At 38.1% G+C, this 14282-nt stretch carries 15 protein-coding genes and 2 pseudogenes; 2 read left to right on the forward strand and 15 right to left on the reverse strand.

The genetic code is table 11. From position 1 onward, the window contains the following. Positions 1 to 134: 134 nt before the first annotated feature. Positions 135 to 635, reverse strand: a complete 501-nt coding sequence (locus EI546_RS02170; protein WP_128249004.1) for a pyridoxamine 5'-phosphate oxidase family protein — start codon at positions 633 to 635, stop codon at positions 135 to 137. Positions 636 to 911: 276 nt separating this feature from the next. On the opposite strand from EI546_RS02170, the gene EI546_RS02175 reads away from it, so the two are divergent. Next, positions 912 to 2639, forward strand: a complete 1728-nt coding sequence (locus EI546_RS02175) for a sodium:solute symporter family protein (protein WP_128249005.1) — start codon at positions 912 to 914, stop codon at positions 2637 to 2639. Between the two features lie 98 nt (positions 2640 to 2737). Beyond that, positions 2738 to 3504: pseudogene (locus tag EI546_RS16400) on the forward strand (DUF72 domain-containing protein). Positions 3505 to 3608: 104 nt separating this feature from the next. On the opposite strand, the gene EI546_RS02185 reads toward EI546_RS16400, so the two are convergent. The 14 genes and pseudogenes from EI546_RS02185 to lpxA all read right to left on the reverse strand — a co-directional run bounded on the left by EI546_RS02185 (position 3609) and on the right by lpxA (position 14237). Then, positions 3609 to 3806, reverse strand: coding sequence for a hypothetical protein (locus tag EI546_RS02185; RefSeq protein ID WP_164905149.1), 198 nt, complete (start codon positions 3804 to 3806; stop codon positions 3609 to 3611). After that, on the reverse strand, positions 3803 to 4267 hold the full coding sequence (locus tag EI546_RS02190; protein WP_128249007.1) for a transposase: 465 nt from the start codon (positions 4265 to 4267) through the stop codon (positions 3803 to 3805). Before EI546_RS02190 ends, EI546_RS02185 begins: the two co-directional genes overlap by 4 nt. Before the next feature lie 87 nt (positions 4268 to 4354). Then, complete coding sequence (locus EI546_RS02195; RefSeq protein ID WP_128249008.1) at positions 4355 to 5125, reverse strand: hypothetical protein; 771 nt, start codon at positions 5123 to 5125, stop codon at positions 4355 to 4357. A 164-nt stretch (positions 5126 to 5289) separates the two neighbouring features. Beyond that, the gene (locus EI546_RS16405) at positions 5290 to 5502 is read right to left on the reverse strand and encodes a GDCCVxC domain-containing (seleno)protein (protein WP_128249009.1); all 213 of its coding nucleotides are present in this window, start codon (positions 5500 to 5502) and stop codon (positions 5290 to 5292) included. 278 nt (positions 5503 to 5780) lie between these two features. Beyond that, the gene (locus EI546_RS16690; protein ID WP_410198311.1) at positions 5781 to 5933 is read right to left on the reverse strand and encodes a hypothetical protein; all 153 of its coding nucleotides are present in this window, start codon (positions 5931 to 5933) and stop codon (positions 5781 to 5783) included. Then, positions 5923 to 6099 (reverse strand): annotated as a pseudogene (locus EI546_RS02210) (type II toxin-antitoxin system HigB family toxin); the annotation flags it as partial. The gene EI546_RS16690 and the pseudogene EI546_RS02210, both read right to left, overlap by 11 nt. 194 nt (positions 6100 to 6293) lie before the next feature. Continuing rightward, complete coding sequence (locus EI546_RS02215; RefSeq protein WP_128249010.1) at positions 6294 to 7109, reverse strand: prohibitin family protein; 816 nt, start codon at positions 7107 to 7109, stop codon at positions 6294 to 6296. 18 nt (positions 7110 to 7127) lie between these two features. Next, complete coding sequence (locus EI546_RS02220; protein ID WP_128249011.1) at positions 7128 to 9161, reverse strand: VWA domain-containing protein; 2034 nt, start codon at positions 9159 to 9161, stop codon at positions 7128 to 7130. A gap of 279 nt (positions 9162 to 9440) precedes the next feature. Beyond that, positions 9441 to 10187, reverse strand: a complete 747-nt coding sequence (fabG, locus tag EI546_RS02225) for a 3-oxoacyl-[acyl-carrier-protein] reductase (RefSeq protein WP_128249012.1) — start codon at positions 10185 to 10187, stop codon at positions 9441 to 9443. A gap of 177 nt (positions 10188 to 10364) precedes the next feature. Continuing rightward, positions 10365 to 11237, reverse strand: coding sequence for a succinate--CoA ligase subunit alpha (gene sucD, locus EI546_RS02230; protein WP_128249013.1), 873 nt, complete (start codon positions 11235 to 11237; stop codon positions 10365 to 10367). A 100-nt stretch (positions 11238 to 11337) separates the two neighbouring features. After that, positions 11338 to 11751 carry a nuclear transport factor 2 family protein gene (locus EI546_RS02235; protein WP_128249014.1) on the reverse strand — a complete coding sequence of 138 codons (414 nt, stop codon included), beginning with the start codon at positions 11749 to 11751 and terminating at the stop codon, positions 11338 to 11340. After that, a complete protein-coding gene (locus tag EI546_RS02240; protein WP_128249015.1) occupies positions 11748 to 12686 on the reverse strand; it encodes a UDP-3-O-(3-hydroxymyristoyl)glucosamine N-acyltransferase in 939 nt (312 codons plus the stop codon). Before EI546_RS02240 ends, EI546_RS02235 begins: the two co-directional genes overlap by 4 nt. A 121-nt stretch (positions 12687 to 12807) precedes the next feature. Beyond that, positions 12808 to 13374 carry an elongation factor P gene (gene efp, locus EI546_RS02245; RefSeq protein ID WP_128249016.1) on the reverse strand — a complete coding sequence of 189 codons (567 nt, stop codon included), beginning with the start codon at positions 13372 to 13374 and terminating at the stop codon, positions 12808 to 12810. Between the two features lie 77 nt (positions 13375 to 13451). Beyond that, on the reverse strand, positions 13452 to 14237 hold the full coding sequence (gene lpxA, locus EI546_RS02250; protein WP_128249017.1) for an acyl-ACP--UDP-N-acetylglucosamine O-acyltransferase: 786 nt from the start codon (positions 14235 to 14237) through the stop codon (positions 13452 to 13454). Positions 14238 to 14282 lie beyond the last annotated feature (45 nt).

Raw genomic sequence — 14282 nt, forward strand, 5'->3', positions numbered from 1 at the left:
GATTTCTTCAACTAAGAAAGTCAAGGGATTGTCTGTTAAAAAAAATCGGTTCCTTCAGACATCAACAAAATCAAAAATCCCTTTCTTAGCCATTATAGACTGAGAAAGGGATTTTTAACTTTATTTATTCTTATTTAAATTTCTAAATTTCCTTGCACGCCCAGATCGGGTTCGTTACCCGTTATTGCACCACCTGCCATTTTTAGAAGTGAAATTACCTTGCCATTTTTGGTATCCCAATAATGTGCATCGTCTGGTTCTACCTTTATGGTAGTAATATTTGGGTCGTCAACTCCCTCAAACCAAGCATCATCACCACTTCCATAAAGTTCCTTGATTTTATTCCTGTCGGAACCTATTGTTGCACGGCCATAAACGCTCAGAAATTCGTAATTCCCTTTATCGGAGTATATAAGGTGGGCTCTTTTCTCTCTTTCAATATTTGCATTGTGCGTGCTTGTCTTGTTGCTGAGAAACCAAATGTTGCCATCTTCATCAACTTCCTTCGTGCTCATTGGAACGGTATGAAATGGTTGGGCTTTTAAATTGGTAGCCAACATTGCATAGTCTATAGCTTCTGCGAGTTGCTTTATTTTCTCTTTTGCCTCGGTACTGTAAAGGTTTTTAGTGCTCATAGTTTTTTATTTTAAGATACTAAACTTGGCAATACAGACTTTTTAAGGAAATCATAAAGTTTTATTATTTTAAAACGGAGCACAAACGAGATCTCCCATACGAGACTTCTCGATTTTGATAATGGTCTATCCGATTATTATGGTATTCACTTTATTCTCTAGAAAAAAAATATCTGTTCAAAAGACTGTGAATATTAATTTTCTTAACCAATTGGATTTATAGCCATTTTCTTTACTTTAACCACATATTTAAACAGCTGTAAAACCACGCTCATTATGCAATTGTCCATCACCGATTGGATTATCATCGTCTTATTTTTTGTCGTTTTTCTTATAATTGGTATTGTTGTTTCAAAACAATCCGGAAAAGATTCAAAGTCCTTTTTCCTTTCCGACAGAAATATGCCCTGGTGGTTACTTGGTGTAAGTATGGTGGCCACAACATTTGCTGCGGATACTCCCAATTTCGTTGCAGGACTTATTCGCGAAGAGGGGGTCTTTGGAAACTGGATTTGGTGGAGTTTCTTACTAACGGGAATGTTGACCGTGTTTTTCTATGCAAAACTTTGGCGCCGAAGTGGGATTACGACTGACTTAGAGTTTTACGAATTGCGCTATAGCGGGAAAAGCGCCGCTTTTTTACGAGGTTTTCGTGCCATTTATCTCGGCGTCTTTTTCAACATCGTCATTATGGCAAACGTTTGCTTGGCCGCGATTAAAATTGGCCACGTAATGTTTGGACTTTCCTCCTACCAAGTTTTATTGATAGCTTCTCCTGTTGTAGTTATCTATTCCGCTTTCGGAGGATTGAAAGGCGTTTTGCTAACAGATTTCGTACAGTTTATTATTGCAATGGTCGGTAGTATTTGGGCGACCATTTATATTGTCAATTTGCCTGAAATAGGTGGAATGGAAAAACTACTTTCTATTCCTGAAGTGGCCGCTAAAACAGCAATGCTTCCAGATTTCTCCAAACCTGAATTATTGATTCCATTACTCATTATTCCTTTAGCTGTACAATGGTGGAGCGTTTGGTATCCTGGGGCAGAACCTGGAGGTGGAGGTTATATTGCCCAACGTATGCTTGCCGCCAAGAATGAAAAACATGCCACTTGGGCTACCTTATTTTTTAACTTTGCACATTACGCACTTCGTCCTTGGCCATGGATTATTATTGGACTTGCATCAATTGTTATATACCCAGACATCGCTAGTTTACAGGCTGCATTTCCAAATTTAAATCCTTCATTCGTAAAAAATGACCTCTCCTACCCTGCCATGCTTACTTTTCTTCCTGCCGGTTTACTTGGTATTGTTATCACTTCGCTTATTGCAGCTTTTATGAGCACTATATCAACGCATCTAAATTGGGGAAGCTCTTATGTGGTCAACGACTTCTATGTTCGTTTTCTTCGAAAGGAAGCCACTGGGAAAGAACAGGTTGCAGTGGGACGAATCTCGACAGTTCTTATGATGATTTTTGCAGGTTTATTGGCTTTAATTCTTGAAGAAGCCCGGGATGGTTTTAATCTCCTGCTATCCATAGGAGCTGGAACGGGTCTTCTGTTTATTTTACGTTGGTTTTGGAGCAGAATAAATCCGTATAGTGAGATTGCCGCTATGGTTATTTCATTTCTAATTGCCGCCTTCTTTTTTGTAAATGGAAAATTGGAAAATCCTTGGGTCGATATTGCCGGACATTGGCAATTGGTTCTGGGTGTTGTAATCACCACTATTGGATGGGTTGCGGTTACACTTCTAACCAAACCCTCAAAAGCAGAAACCCTAAACAGTTTCAATAGCCTTATTTTTGGAAATGAATCCAAATTCAAAGGTTTTGGGATGAAAATCCTCGGCTTCTTTGCTGGGGTTGTGGGTGTTTACTGTACACTATTTGCTATAGGAAACTTTTTGTATAGCAACATCATTTTGGCTTTAATATTATCAGCAGTTGTGGTGGTTTGTGGTTTGGTAATTATAAAATCGTTTCAGAAGACTGATTAGGGATTTTTTGAAATTGGGAAAATACGATAAAACTTAATTAGGTTCAATTTAGTTATCCATACGAAATCAAAGAAAGTAATCAACTACTTACACCCATTATGTCCAAAGATATTTTTGCAGGTAACTTTTATTCTGGAACCAGTGGTTTGGCGCTCCCTTTAAACAAATCGCAGTTTCCTAATGATTTCAAAAACAAAACTAGACTACAGTATTATGCTTCGCAGTTTAATAGTATAGAGTACAACAGTACGTTTTATAAACTTCCTAAAAACACTACTGTAAAAAATTGGAAGGAAAGCGTTCCCAAGGATTTCAGGTTTACCTTTAAAGTCCCCAAATCAATTACACATTCGTCAAAATTAGAATTTGCATTAAGTGACGTAACTGATTTCAAAAATACTGTTGAACACATTGGCGACAAAAAAGGGTGTTTACTTGCACAGTTCCCCCTTCCTTTGATATTGAGCAAATTGAACGGTTTACAAAACTGTGGGAGCAATTTGTAAAACAAAGCAAACACTCATCTTTTAAATTAGCTATAGAATTTAGGAATGAATCGTGGTACGAACCTCAGGTGTTTCAATTGCTCAAAAAATATAATACTTGTCTGGTCTTACACGATTTTAAAGATTTCTCCCTATTACCGAATCTAGTGGACGTTGATTTTGTTTACCTCCGTTTGCACGGGCCAGAACCTAGATATCGCGGTAGTTACGGTGATGAATTTTTAAAACACCTTGCCAACTTAATTGTTACGTGGAGAATGGAAGGAAAGACGGTGTATGCCTACTTTAATAACACAATGGGGAATGCGTTTAACAACGTGAAAACCCTCAATAAATATGTGAAGGCATTAAAATTCTAATATTCAATCAGAATTATTTCACCAGCTTTTTCTGGTTGTTCCATCCTTATTGTTTCTAAGTTTACAAATGTTTTTTTATTAGAATTGCTTTATCTGACTTTCAACTAAAATGCTTTACCCATTAAAATTTTCTTTTTCCAATTCAATGGATTGGCAATAATGTATTGTTTTATACGCTGGTATGATTTTTTATTGCGGATAATGTGATCGTGATAATTGGGTTGGAAAAAATGATTGTTCCGATTGTATTTCGGAATGTTCATTCCGTTTTCATCAATATAATCATCAATTTTTGAATTCACCGCCGATTTAAACCCCGCAATAAATGACGAAATCGATTTTGGCATGCGGTGGAATGGTTTTGTTTTTGGTGGTTACGTGGGTGGTATCGCGGATTTGGGTAGAGCGCACGGCCGTGCGCCTCTACCGGGTTATGCGCATCATCGGGGTCAGGGTTATCAACGCCATCGTGCGCATCAATACGGTTTTTTTGATTATCCAATACCACAATGGCATGAATATGATTGGGCATGATTACATATTCATCCAAAAACAATTCATTTCGGATTTCAAATGATTTCAACCATTCGTCGCGAACGATTTTTCCAAAATCGGATAGAATCATGTTTCCATTGACAATTGCGCCTAAATTACATACCCGATTTTGATACACTAGGGTAATAAAATAACGTCCGACATTGGAATAATCCCAACCAGGTTTTCGGTGCGATTGGATTCGATATTTATTTTTATATCGTTCCATATCATACACGTTATTAATATTTCGTGCTACTCATTGATTATCAAAGCAGTTTGATGATGGGAAAAAATACTAAGATACGGTTAATTACTATTTACCAATAGCATCCAATGGGCACACATCCTTATAATATTCAATGAATGTGGGTATATCAGAAACCGAAATTTTGTTTTCCTGCAAATCCTTTTTTATGATAGCACAGTCCGAAAGAAATTCCTCTGCCTTCTTTAGGAAACGTTTATTTTTCTCCACCTTATATATTTTATCCAATCCCAATCTCGAGATGTAGTAAATTAAAGTGGGCGCTTTACCATAAGCAATACTATAATTCAAGCCATTATAATAAGAATATCGCATAGGAAGAACCATTTCCTTTCCATTAGGTAAGGTGATAGTATCGGAAGTTTTAAGACGTCTATTAAAATCCAGATTTCGTTCAAACCTATCTATCGCCATTAATTCTCCCATACTCTGACGATCAAATTCTGAATAGAAAAGCTGGGCGGAATCATTGGAATTTATATATATCTGAAAAACGTCGTCATAAATAAGTTCTACAAATATTTTGAATTTGGAGTAATTGTGGTTTACATACTGAAAAACTCTTTCGTTTTCAGTATTGGGATTGCTATATATCTTATAAATCAGTTCATAATTAAGTTTCTGGGGTTTACCACCTTCTTCTTGTTTAAAGTGTGGCGAAAAAGCAGAATTAGCCAATTTTAGAAGTCCACTTTGGACAGTGCTATCCTTAAAAACAATTTTACTATTAACATACGGCGTTACCCGCAACTCGTAATCCTGTGAAACACAGATTGAATAATTGAAAAGGATAAAGATTAAAAGAAAGTTTTTTATCATAATTTATTCTTGAGTGATGGAGGCAAATCGAGACTTTGGTTTGTTTAAGGCATGCTTATAAAAAGCTCAAGACGTTCCTAGTTGTATAAAAGCCTAATTTAACACTAATGCCCAATTGCGCCAAACCCTACTAAAGCAGTTTAGCCATTTTTATACTTTCCACTTTACTGGTTACAACAAGATTTATTTTCTTGAATTGATGGACAGGGAACAGTTCCATAACTACAAAAAACACAGCAATCGCCCGCCAAGGGTTTTAATTGGCTTTTGCAGTTTTCGCATTCATAGAAAAACTGACAAGCATTTGTCGGCATTTCTTCTACTTTTTGTTGGCCACAATTTGGGCAGGTTATGGTTGAGGTGAATATTAATTTCATTTTGTTCCGTCGTGTTAATGGACAACCTGTGATGGTTAGAATTTATCCTAATAATAAATCGTAGATTCGGACCTGGTTTTATTGATTTCCTGAGCCTGTCGAAGGGTACGGTGGTGTGAAAGGCGCACCGTGGGCTTACGGCTCACGGCCGTCTACTCGATTGCCCTTAGTACTCCCATTAACTTTACTCAATAATCTTGTATCAATATTTCTGTCGGGATGTTTAAATCAGCGTTCAGTTTTCGGAAATCGGGTCGAACATATCTATTGGAAAATTCTCATTTTCGTAATTCAATTACCATTGCCAAAATTTCCAATTCGTCGCCTTCTTCGGTTCCTCTTTTAGCATCGAAAATAACCTCAAAGCGCTCAAGTGCTTTTTGGTAATCCGCTTGGTTTGTAATTGGTTTTATTTTCATCTTAAATTTCATTTGCGTTTATTTTATCATACCCGCCTGCCGGACGGGCAGGTTCCCCGTAAGTTCCGATAAAGCGTTTCCACGCCAGTTGATATTCAAAATTAAACTTATCAGTCAGTCGGTAATCGTTTCCTTTAATATTAAATACAATTCGGTGGTCTTTCAGAATATTTTCGCTAAGTTGGGGAGGATAAAGCTTAGGCTTCCTTCCAAATGTATCAAAAATATTTCTTCAACTTCCTATTTATGTTTTAATTTCAGGTGCTTCCATAAAAAAACCTTCCCGTGAGGAAAGGTTTATTATTAATTGAGATTAAGGTTTTATATCATAGAATATTAATTAGGTCTCGACTGCGCTCGACCTGACATTGATCAATTATTCCCTAAAATCAAAGGCAGGCCATCTTTTCCGGAGCCAATTACAATTACCTTGGAGTTCTCAGATTTAGAGAGTTCCACGGTGGCCTGAATACCTTTTTCCTTCAATATATTATCCGTTATGGAAGCACTAAGGATGGAGTTTGCTCTTGCTTTACCTTCTGCTTCTATCCGTTGTCTTTCTGCTTCTTTTGTGGCTTTTTCAAGACGGAACTCGTATTCTAAAGATTCCTGCTCTTGGCGCAGTTTACGCTCGATTGCATCTTTAATTGTCGGTGGAAGAGTTACGTCGCGGACCAATACTTCATTTAACTGAATATACTGCTTGTCCAATATTTTTTTCGTTTCTTCAAATATTTCATCTTGTATTGCATCTCGCTTACTGGAATATAATTGTTCCGGAGTATAACGACCAACAACGCTTCTGGCAGCACTTCTAATGGCGGGCATAATTACCCGTTGTAAATAGTTTTCACCTTTTTCTTGGTGCAATTTTGCCACATCAGAATAAACTGGTTGATACCAAGCCGAAGCATCCAGCTTAATTTCAAGTCCGTTAGAAGAAAGAACCTGCATTTTATCTGAAAGTTCTTGCTGTCTGGCTTCATAAATAAATACTCGGTTCCATGGAGCAATGAGGTGGAAGCCTTCTCCCAATGGTGGTTTATTGGTTACAACTCCCTTTCCAAAGGTTTCATAAAGAACCCCGACATGTCCGGATTTAATAGTTACCGATGATTTTGCAATGATGATGATAAGTACTACGATTCCGATAATTACGGGTATAGTAAGCCTAGGTAATCTTTCCATTCTATTATTTGTTGTTTTTTAAATTAGTCCGTTGTATTTTCTGATAAACCATTCTCCCGCGAGGGTAAGAACAATTAAGACCAAGAGGTATTTCCAATCAATTAAGGGAACGGTTTTTCGTTCAGCCTTTTGGATATTTTGAAAATTTTTGTCTGCAAGAAGTTGATCAATTAGAAGGTTAGTATCAGTTATTAAATATTCCTTTCCGCCGGTGTTTTCTGCAACTCGGCGAAGTTTGGCAATATCGGCATTTAAAAACTGTTGCTCTACATTAAAGTCCAAAATGGTAAAGTTGCCGCTTTTTGAAACTTCTTCATTTGCTACGGAAATAGTGAAGGAGTATTCTCCAGCGGGAAGACTGTTTAAATCCACTTCATAAAAATTATTTCGCAATAGCATTGGGAAAACTGTCTGCTTTTCGGTTTCGGAATTCACCACAGTAATATTCAAGGAAGCACGATTGTCAAAAACATAGTTTTTATCAAAATATTGAGCTGAAATTTTTATGGGATTATTGTTGTAATAAAAGGTTTCTGAGGAAACTTCTAACCTGCTCCTTCGTTTATTGGAGGCTAGATATTGTACTAGACTTCCGATAAATCCATCAAAATCCTGAAAGCTATCGGTTTTCAAAAAACTACCTGCACGCCAACGCCAAAAGCCTTCGCCATCCCAAATGGCATTACGCCGTCCGTTGATTTCCATAGTCGCCAATAAGGGACTTTCGGAAGTAATTCCACGTATAGTCTGATCTAACATAACTTCGTGAGGCACATTAATGGATAGCTCTCCAAATTGCGTATGCAGCGGTGGAAAATCATCAAAACCTAAGTCTTCAACCGCAAAACTTCCATAGTTAGAATTTAATTTTCCCTGCACATCTTCCTTTTGTCTAGTTGAGTTTTTTTTGAAATTCTCTTGGGCCGAGTTCAGAAAAGTCCAATCTGTTTCCAGACCAGCAATTGTCCAAGCGTTTTTATTCAATTTTTCCAATTCTGAAAAAACGGCAGCAAAACTTCTATCAGGCTGATAAAGAATTACCAGTTGATAATCATTAAGCAAATTAATAGCCTCCACAGGTTTTTTAAAGGTAACCGTCCGTTGTTCGTTGGATGTAATGGATTTTTTTAACGCACCCAAATCTGGGTGAGTGAGTTTACTTACAATCAAAATATTAGTGGCTTGATCAATTACCTCAACTGCAAAATGTTTAATGTTGTTTGTCCTGTTCTTTTCATTCTCCAACGGAAGTATTTGTGCAGTATATTTTTGAAGGCCTACGCTATTCGCTGGAAGGTTAAAGTTTAACGTACTGGAATTTTCCTTCTCAGAAAACGAAACCTTAGAACGGTAAACAGTCGAAGTTCCTTGGGTAATAACAAATTCTGAATTTACATCACTCGTGCCACTGTATGTCAATATTACCTCAACGGGAAATTGATTTTTTAAAAAGGCATACCTGTTGGTGTTCAATTGACCTATTTTCAAATCTGTATACTGAACGGAATCTCCAAGGACTATAGGATAAATCGGGTTCTTGAACGTTGATGAAGAGAATTCGTAATCATTTCCCAAAGTCTGATTTCCATCCGTTATAAGAATAGTTGGTGCGCTTCGGTTCTTAAAAATTTCATTAACTGAAGAAAGTGCTTCGGAAATATTGGTATTCTTTTCTGCAAAAGAAAGGGTATCACTTTTCCTAAATTTACTTCCGAAGGAAAAATATGAAATATCGAACTTTTCATTAAGCTTCTTGTTTTCCTTCAGCTCAGTAATTAAATCCAACACATTATTATTCTGGCCCAACACTTCCACTGAGGCCGAATTATCTATTAATACGGGAAGTTTGGGCTTGTCAGTTGTATAGGTCTCACTCTCAAATTTCGGGTTGATAATAAGTAGAAGAATAGAAAAAATTGTAATAAACCTAAGAATCCCAAATATCCAACTCAGCCTTTGGCTTTGCTTTGACTTATAGCCATACATAAAAATCGCCAGAGCAATGGAAATTACACTCGCGAGGATTATATAAAGTATGGTTTCTGTGGACACGTGGGGGTTTGGGTTGGAGTTTGGGGTTTAACTGTTGTAGCTTATAATTTAAGGTCGCAGGTTGCAGTTGCAAGTTTTGAATATTTAAAAGTTTATGAGTTTAAATGTTGTTTCGGGGAGTTGAGGAGTCGATGAGTTGAGGAGTTGAGGAGTTGAGGAGTCGATGAGTTGAGGAGTTGAGGAGTTGAGGAGTAAAAGAAATGTTTAATAATTTTACTGTCTCTTAACTACCGTCTACCAACCACAAACTACAACCTAGAAACCACTACCCACAAACCCTTACGTAAGCATTCCTCCATCAACATTCAGCACCTGTCCGGTTACGTAGGCAGAAAGATCGCTGGCTAAGAATACACAAACGTTGGCGATATCCTCGGGCTCTCCTCCGCGTTTTAGAGGAATAGCATCGCGCCAGCCTTGAACTGTTTTTTCATCTAGTTTGCCTGTCATTTCGGTTTCGACAAATCCGGGGGCAATTACGTTGCAGCGGATATTTCGGGATCCTAATTCCAAGGCAACGGATTTTGAGAACCCAATGATACCGGCTTTCGAGGCGGCATAATTTGCTTGGCCTGCATTTCCTTTAACTCCTACTACCGAGCTCATATTGATTATTGATCCCTTTCGCTGTTTCAGCATGGTGCGCTGAACGGCTTTGGTCATATTAAAAACCGATTTTAAGTTAACCTCAATTACCTTGTCAAAATCTTCTTCGGAAATACGCATCAACAGATTGTCCTTGGTAATTCCTGCATTGTTCACAAGAATATCGATGCTTCCAAAATCCTTTATTACTTCCTCCGCCAATTGTTGTGAGTCCTCATAAGATGCAGCATTACTTTGGTAAGCCTTTGCTTTAACCCCGGTTTTAGAAACTTCTTCGGCCAAAGTGTTTGCCGCTTCTGCTGAAGAGCTATAGGTGAAAGCCACATTGGCTCCATGTTGTGCGAATACCTCAACAATTCCTTTTCCTATGCCGCGACTACCGCCAGTAATGATTGCTGTTTTTCCTTCGAGTAATTTCATATTTTAAATCAGTTTATTATTTATTCTAAAAATATCAAGTCTATTCTCTTAAATGCAGTATTGGCTCTGCATATAGCGCTTGAAAGGTTTGGATTCAAATATAACAAAAGGTTGTGGGTTCTCCATAAAAAAGACCCTGTGAATTTCACAGAGTCTTTCGTTGTATTTCGATAAATTTTAGCCTAGAATCTCAGCTACCTTCTTACCAATTTCAGCAGGGGAATCTACTACGTGTATTCCACATTCGCGCATAACTTTTTTCTTGGCCTGAGCGGTATCCTCACTTCCGCCAACAATTGCACCAGCGTGGCCCATAGTGCGTCCGGCAGGAGCGGTTTCACCAGCAATAAATCCGATTATCGGTTTTTTAATGCCACTCTCCTTATACCATTTTGCGGCATCAATTTCAAGCTGGCCACCAATTTCGCCGATCATAACCACGGCCTCACTTTCGGGGTCTGTAATAAGCATTTCCAAAGCTTCCTTGGTTGTTGTTCCAATAATTGGATCCCCACCAATTCCGATAGCAGTGGTAATTCCCAAACCTTGTTTTACAACTTGGTCGGCAGCCTCGTAAGTAAGTGTTCCAGATTTTGAAACGATACCAACGGTTCCTTTTTTAAATACGAAACCTGGCATAATACCAACTTTTGCCTCACCAGGAGTAATCACGCCAGGACAGTTAGGGCCGATAAGACGGCAGTCTCTATCCTTAATGTAATCTGAAGCCATAATCATGTCTTTTACCGGAATGCCCTCAGTAATTGTAATAATGACTTTTATTCCCGCATCGGCAGCTTCCATAATTGCATCGGCAGCAAATGCTGGCGGTACAAAAATAATAGAGGTGTTTGCTCCAGTTTCTTTTACGGCATCTTCCACAGTATTAAAAACAGGACGATCTAGATGGCTCTGCCCTCCCTTACCAGGAGTAACGCCACCAACCACATTGGTTCCATATTCAATCATCTGTTCGGCATGAAAGGAACCTTCACTTCCGGTGAAACCTTGCACTATTACTTTTGAATCCTTATTTACTAAAACGCTCATTTTTAAGTATTTTCTATTAATTATCTCTATGTGTTGTTTAATCTGTTTCTATTAAAATCCTGCAAAGATATAGTTTATGACCAAGTCTTTTAGGGTGATTCTAAATTTTAACCCTATCATAACCTTCATTAGTGTCGTCATTGCTGGTTACTGGTTGGCTCACTTGGTGACCGCGGAATATTTTTCCATCCTTCACTTCCCAAATGGCAATAAAATGTGCAATCCCCATTTCTTCATCAGGGTTTTCCATAGTTCGTACGTAGTATTTGTAGCGAATGGTAACGTGATTACCGTCGGCAAGCAGATGGCTTACTTCAAGACGTAAATCCTGATAGGTTCTTCGAATTTCATCAAAAAAGTTTACAAGATCATCGTAATGCATTATGGAGAGACCAATGGGACTGTTCCATAATAAAACCAAATCGGGATGGAAGTAACGCTCGAGGACCGTGTTGTCCTTTAAAATATCGGAACGGTAAAAATCTCTGACAACTTCTTTTGCTTTATTACTCATAATATTTTATCCAATTTTTCAATTAGTTCTGGGATCAATTTTATGGAGGCCATTTCTTTGTATTTCTTTCTAAAATCGTCTGCCGGAGTTCCAAAATAAGATTTGTGTCCATCCAAAGATTTGCTCACTCCGCTCTGTGCAGAAATAACAGCCTTATCTCCTATTGTAATTCCGCTGGTAATCCCTACCTGACCCCAAATTGTTACAAAATCTCCAATAACCACACAACCTGCAATGCCAACCTGCGACGCAATAAGACATCTCTTGCCAATAACTGTATCGTGGCCCACCTGTACCTGATTATCGAGTTTGGTGCCTTCGCCTATGGTAGTAGAAGCCGTTACTCCTTTATCTATAGTGCAAAGTGCGCCTATATCTACATTATCCTCAAGGACCACATTGCCGCCACTGAGAAGCTTATCAAATTTTTCAGGACGGTTTTTATAATAGAAAGCGTCGCCGCCAAGTACACTTCCGGCATGGATGGTAACATTATCACCAATCCGGGCGTTATCATAAATACAAACGTTGGAATAGATTAAACAGTTTTTACCTATTTCCACATTGTGACCTATAAAAACATTAGGTTGAATTACCGTGCCCTCCCCTATTTTAGCACTTTCAGCAATCGCCCGATTTGCGCCTCTAAAAGGTGAGAAATGCTGGGTCAATTTATTGAAATCGCGAAAGGGATCTTCAGAGATCAACAACGCTTTTCCTTCAGGGCATTCTACTTTTTTATTTATAAGAATTACGGTTGCATCAGAAGTCAATGCCTTATCGTAATACTTGGGATGATCTACAAATACAATATCCCCAGGTTGAACCACGTGAATTTCATTCATTCCCAAAACGGGAAAATTGGCATCCCCAACATAATAACAACCGATAATGTTAGCAATATTTTCCAAAGAATGGGGAACTGGGAATTTCACAGGGAATGGTTATTGGTTATTGTTAGTAGTTTATTGATTGTTTGTGAATTATTGTTTATGGTTTGAGCATTAATAATTACTGACTATTGGCAACTGAATACTGACCATTGACCACTGATTACTATTCCTTTACTCGTTCTTGGTATTGACCTTTTTCAGTATCTATACGAATTTTGTCACCTTCGTTTACGAAAAGCGGGACATTGATTTCGGCACCTGTTTCAACTATCGCTGGCTTGGTGGCATTTGTAGCAGTATTACCTTTAACACCAGGCTCCGTCGAGGTTACCTCCAAAATAACGTGTGCTGGCATTTCAACAGAGAGAGGAGATCCATCTTCAGAATTTAACAACACAGACACAACTTCTCCTTCTTTCATTAATTCAGGAGTATCCAATATACTTTTCATCAATTGAATTTGTGCGTAATCTTCGGTATTCATAAAGTGATAAACATCACCTTCATTGTACAAAAATTGAAATTTATGGGTTTCCACTCTTACGTCATCAATTTTATGACCTGCGGAAAAAGTATTGTCTATTACTTTACCCGTGGTGACACTCTTCAATTTGGTTCGAACGAAAGCGGGACCCTTGCCTGGTTTTACGTGAAGAAATTCGATTACCTTATATATATCGTTATTGTAACGAATGCAAAGTCCTTTTCTAATATCTGATGATGTGGCCATTAATAAATTTAGTTTTTAAATTGTAGATTAAAAATGTTATGGTTGATTACCGAAAATAATGGTGTAAATTATTTAAATTAATTTGAATTGAAATATCCCTTCATAATTCCACGCTTGGAATTTTTGATAAACTGAAGAATTTCGTCACGCTCAGGTGTGGCTTCCATTTCGGCCTCAATGATTTCGGTTGCTTGAGTGGTGTTATAATTCTTCTGGTAAAGTAGTCTATAGATATTCTGGATTTCAGATATTTTCTGAGAGGCAAAACCTCTTCTGCGAAGTCCTATAGAATTTATACCCACATAGCTTAAGGGTTCGCGGGCAGCTTTTGTAAATGGAGGCACATCCTTTCGCACTAAGGAGCCACCGGTAACAAAAGCGTGATTACCGATCATACAAAATTGGTGCACCGCAGTCATTCCAGCTAGAACAACATAATCTCCAACAGTTATATGTCCAGCCAAAGTGCTATTATTACTAAATATGCAATTATCACCCACGATGCAATCGTGAGCAATATGACAGTAAGCCATAATCCAGCAGTTTTTTCCAATAACCGTTTTTCCCCGATCTATGGTTCCGCGATTAATGGTTACGAACTCCCTAAGAGTTGTGCCATCCCCGATTTCAACGGTGGTATCTTCATCCCGAAATTTTAAATCTTGAGGAACAGCAGAAATAACTGCTCCAGGAAAAATATTACAATTTTTACCTATTCGCGCACCTTCCATGATGGTTACGTGGCTTCCAATCCAAGTTCCTTCTCCGATAACCACATTATTATGGATAGTCGTGAAGGGCTCGATTACAACGTTCTTAGCTATTTTTGCGCCCGGATGGACGAATGCAAGGGGTTGATTCATTTCTTGTCAATATTATTTTTTCCATTCAAGCTTATCCACTAATTC

Source organism: Aequorivita sp. H23M31 (assembly GCF_004022485.1).
Lineage (GTDB): Bacteria > Bacteroidota > Bacteroidia > Flavobacteriales > Flavobacteriaceae > Aequorivita > Aequorivita ciconiae.